Origin of the sequence: Frateuria sp. (assembly GCF_013362045.1) — a bacterium.
Classification (GTDB): domain Bacteria; phylum Pseudomonadota; class Gammaproteobacteria; order Xanthomonadales; family Rhodanobacteraceae; genus Frateuria_A.
Genome location: NZ_JABFWW010000229.1, coordinates 1 through 3,579, shown reverse-complemented (window position 1 = coordinate 3,579; position 3,579 = coordinate 1). Strand labels below are relative to the sequence as shown.

General features: G+C 72.7%; 3 protein-coding genes and 2 pseudogenes. 2 read left to right on the top strand and 3 right to left on the bottom strand.

What is annotated here, in order from left to right; all coding sequences use genetic code 11:
- Positions 1–260 (top strand): annotated as a pseudogene (locus HOQ08_RS11060) (ComF family protein); the annotation flags it as partial.
- 8 nt (positions 261–268) lie between these two features.
- Here HOQ08_RS11060 and ubiA read toward each other — a convergent pair.
- Together ubiA and HOQ08_RS11050 are read right to left on the bottom strand one after the other, a co-directional pair.
- A complete protein-coding gene (gene ubiA, locus HOQ08_RS11055) occupies positions 269–1,162 on the bottom strand; it encodes a 4-hydroxybenzoate octaprenyltransferase (RefSeq protein ID WP_291194548.1) in 894 nt (297 codons plus the stop codon).
- 231 nt (positions 1,163–1,393) lie between these two features.
- Positions 1,394–1,564 (bottom strand): hypothetical protein, encoded by a 171-nt coding sequence (locus HOQ08_RS11050; protein ID WP_291194545.1) that lies wholly within the window; start codon positions 1,562–1,564, stop codon positions 1,394–1,396.
- Between the two features lie 185 nt (positions 1,565–1,749).
- Between HOQ08_RS11050 and HOQ08_RS11045 the strand changes: the two genes are divergently transcribed.
- Positions 1,750–2,856: a GGDEF domain-containing protein gene (locus HOQ08_RS11045; RefSeq protein WP_291194542.1), complete on the top strand. Its 1,107-nt coding sequence runs from the start codon at positions 1,750–1,752 to the stop codon at positions 2,854–2,856.
- Between the two features lie 13 nt (positions 2,857–2,869).
- On the opposite strand, the pseudogene HOQ08_RS11040 reads toward HOQ08_RS11045, so the two are convergent.
- Positions 2,870–3,579 (bottom strand): annotated as a pseudogene (locus HOQ08_RS11040) (pyridoxal-phosphate dependent enzyme); the annotation flags it as partial.

Sequence of the window (3,579 nt, the reverse complement as noted above, 5' to 3'; positions counted from 1 at the left end):
CGGTGCGGCACGACTGGCTGCTGCGCCCTCGCGCGACCGCCGCGCAGACCGAGCTGGACGCACACGCGCGCCGGCGCAACGTGCGGGGGGCGTTCGCGCTGCGCGAGGGCGCGGCGGTGCCGCCGCACGTGGCCCTGCTCGATGACGTGATGACCACCGGCGCGACGCTGGCCGAATGCGCGCGCGTGCTCAGGCGTGCAGGCGTGGCGCGGGTGGACGTATGGGCGCTGGCGCGGGCACCGTCGCCGCGTGGCAGATAGGGCGGGCGTTACTTCACGGCGAGGGCGAGCACGATGCCGATCCACAGCGTCAGGCCCACCCAGTTGTTGTGGCGGAACGCGGCCAGGCAGGCGTCGCGGGCGCGGCGGCGGATCAACCAAAGTTGCCAGCCGAACAGGCCGGCGGCGGCGAGCAGGCCCAGCCAGTACGGCCAGGGCAGCTGCGCGCGCTGGCCGACGAACAGCATCGCCAGCAGGAAGGTGCCGATCAGCATCCCCAGGATCGGCACGTCGGCGTCGCCGAACAGGATCGCGGTGGACTTGGCGCCGACCTTGAGATCGTCGTCGCGGTCGACCATCGCGTACTCGGTGTCGTAGATCACCGACCACAGGATGTTGCCCAGGAACAACAGCCACCCGAGCGGCGGCACGCCGTGGGTCACCGCGGCGAAGGCCATCGGGATGGACCAGCCGAACGCCGCGCCCAGCACCACTTGGGGCAGGTAGGTCCAGCGCTTGGTGAAGGGGTAGACCGCCGCCAGCGCGGCGCCGGCGAAAGCCAGCTTGATCGTCAGCGCGTTGGTGAGCAGCACCAGCACGAACGAGAACGCCAGCAGCGCGCCGAACACGACCAGCGCCTCGCGTGGGCTCACCCGCCCGCTGGCGATCGGCCGTCCGGCGGTGCGCGCCACCTGCGGGTCGAGCTTGCGGTCGGCGTTGTCGTTGATCGCGCAGCCGGCCGAGCGCATAGCGAACACGCCCAGGGTGAAGATCAGCAGTGCCTTCCACGGCGGGAAATCGCCGGCGGCCAGCCACAGCGCCCACCAGGTCGGCCACAGCAGCAGCAGCGCGCCGATCGGGCGGTCCATGCGGGTGAGCACGAGGTAGTCGGCCGCCTTTTCGCGCCAGTGCGGGGGCAGCGGGCGCAGCAATGCATCGAGCACGCGGGTGGCGCGGGTGGAACTGTCCGCCGGGCGGACCGGGCGTGCGCTGCGGGCGGGGGTGTGCGGCCTGGCCGTGGGCGGCGGCTTGCGGTGCTGGCGCTTGCGGGGAGTGGGAGCCATGCGCGGCAGTGTAGCCCGGGCGGCTCGCGGCGATCCTAGACTTCGCGCACTCAAGCACCCGTTCCCCGGCACCGCGCGGGGAACCGGGCGTGGCTTCGTGGCGCGGCCGGCCTACGGTGCCGGCGGCTCCAGCGGGTCGTCCCGTTCCAGTGGGCTGGCCAGGGGATCGCTGTCGGCGTCGCGGGCCGGGTTGGCGCTGCCGGGGCTGCGGATCTCCTGGTCCGGGCGCAGTTTGCCCGGCTGCGCGATCGGCGGTTCCGGATGCTGGGGATTGTTCGGCATGGCTCGGGGCTCCGTCCGGATTCAAGTGCCGCCAGCCTTGCGCAGGCGCCGTCAAGCGCATGCAAACGCAGCGCCGAGCCACGCCGGGCTCAAGTGCATGCCCGCCGTGGCCGATAAACCCGGTGACAGAGCCCGCCGCACACGGCGGGACCGGCGGGAGGTCCTGCCGGCGTCGGGAGGCCAGCATGTCCGTGGCATACGACATCGGTAAAGAAGCCGTCATTCCGCTGGCGCGGGCAGTGCCCGCGGTCGCCGCGGCGCCGCGAGCGGTGCCGTTGCCGGCGCGACTGCTCGAGTCGGTCGCTTCCTTCACCCACCATCGCGACATCGATGCGCTCGACCATGGGCTGGTCCTGTCGTTGGCCGAGCTGGCGCCGGCGCGTGCGGTGCTGCTGTGCAAGCGCACGGTGGACGGCCGCCGGCTGGAGGGCCTGGTGCGCGTTGCCTGCGATGCGCAGGGGGCGTTCTCGGTCCGCGCCAGCGAGGCGGACGACCAGGACCCGTCGTGGCAACCGGTCTGGCACTGCATGGACCAGCAGCAGAGCCACGCCGGGCAGGGCGCCGACGGCAGCCACCGGCTGTACGTGCCGGTGCTGCACGAGGGCCGCGCGCTGGGCGCGCTGCAGCTGGAGAGCGACGCCCCGCTGGACGGCGCACGCGCGCTGGCCGAGGGCTTCGCGCGCATCTACGCCAACTACATCACCCTGCTCAACGAGAGCGAGCGCGACAAGCTCACCGGCCTGTACAACCGGCGCAGCTTCGAGCGCCACCTGCAGCGGATGTTCCGCCCGCTGGCCGCCGCGCGCAGGCCGCACGAGCGCCGCGCGCCGCGCGCCGACGACGCGGGGGTATGGCTGGCGATCTTCGACATCGACCATTTCAAGCGGGTCAACGACACCTTCGGCCACATCTACGGCGACGAGGTGATATTGCTGCTGGCGCAGCAGATGCGCACCGGATTCCGCCAGGGCGACATGCTGTTCCGCTTCGGCGGCGAGGAATTCGTGGTGCTGCTCACCGGGCACGACGAGGCGGTGCGCGGCGCGCTGGAGCGCTTCCGCGAACGCGTGGCCGGCTTCCCGTTCCCGCAGGTCGGCCACGTCACCGTCAGCGTGGGCTACGCGCTCGCCGCGGTGGGCGACTACCCCGAATCGGTGATCGACCGCGCCGACAAGGCGCTGTACTACGCCAAGGAACACGGCCGCAACCGCACCTACAGCTACGAGGAACTGGTGGCGCGCGGCGACCTGGCCGGCGAGGCGGTGAACGTCGGCAGCATCGACCTGTTCTGAGAGACGCCTACGCCAGCGCCGCCCGCTCGGCCACGAAGCGCAGGCTGTCGAAATTCAGGTTGGCGCCGGAGACCACCGCCACCAGCGCACCGTCGCCTTCGCAGGAGGCGGCGTACTGCCGCAGCCCCGCCAGCGCCAGCGCGCCGGAAGGCTCCGGCACGCTGCGCACGTCCTGGTGGATGTCGCGGATGGCCGCGCAGATCGCCGCGGTGTCCACGCGCACGATGGCGTCGGCGTGGCGCCGGCACAGCGCATAGGTCAGCGCGCCCACCTGCTTGACCGCGGTGCCGTCGGCGAACAGGCCGACCTCGTCCAGGGCGACGCGCCGGCCGGCTTCGAACGAGCGGGCCATCGCGTCGGCATCGCTGGCCTGCACGCCGATCACGCGCACCTGCGGCCGTATCGCCTTGATCACTGCCGCCATGCCCGCGAGCAGGCCGCCGCCGCCCACCGGCACGAACACCGCCTCCAGCCGGCCGCCGTGCTGGTCGAGGATCTCCAGCGCCACGGTGGCCTGGCCGGTGATCACCTGCGCATCGTCGAAGGGATGCACCAGGCAGGCATCGTGGCGTGCGGCGAGCGCCAGCGCCTCGGCCTGCGCCTCGCTGTAGGACGGGCCGGCCAGCAACACCTCGACCCAGCGCCCGCCCAGGCGCCGTACCGCGTCGACCTTCAGCCGCGGCGCCGTGCGCGGCATCACCACCGTGGCGCGGACGCCCAGCC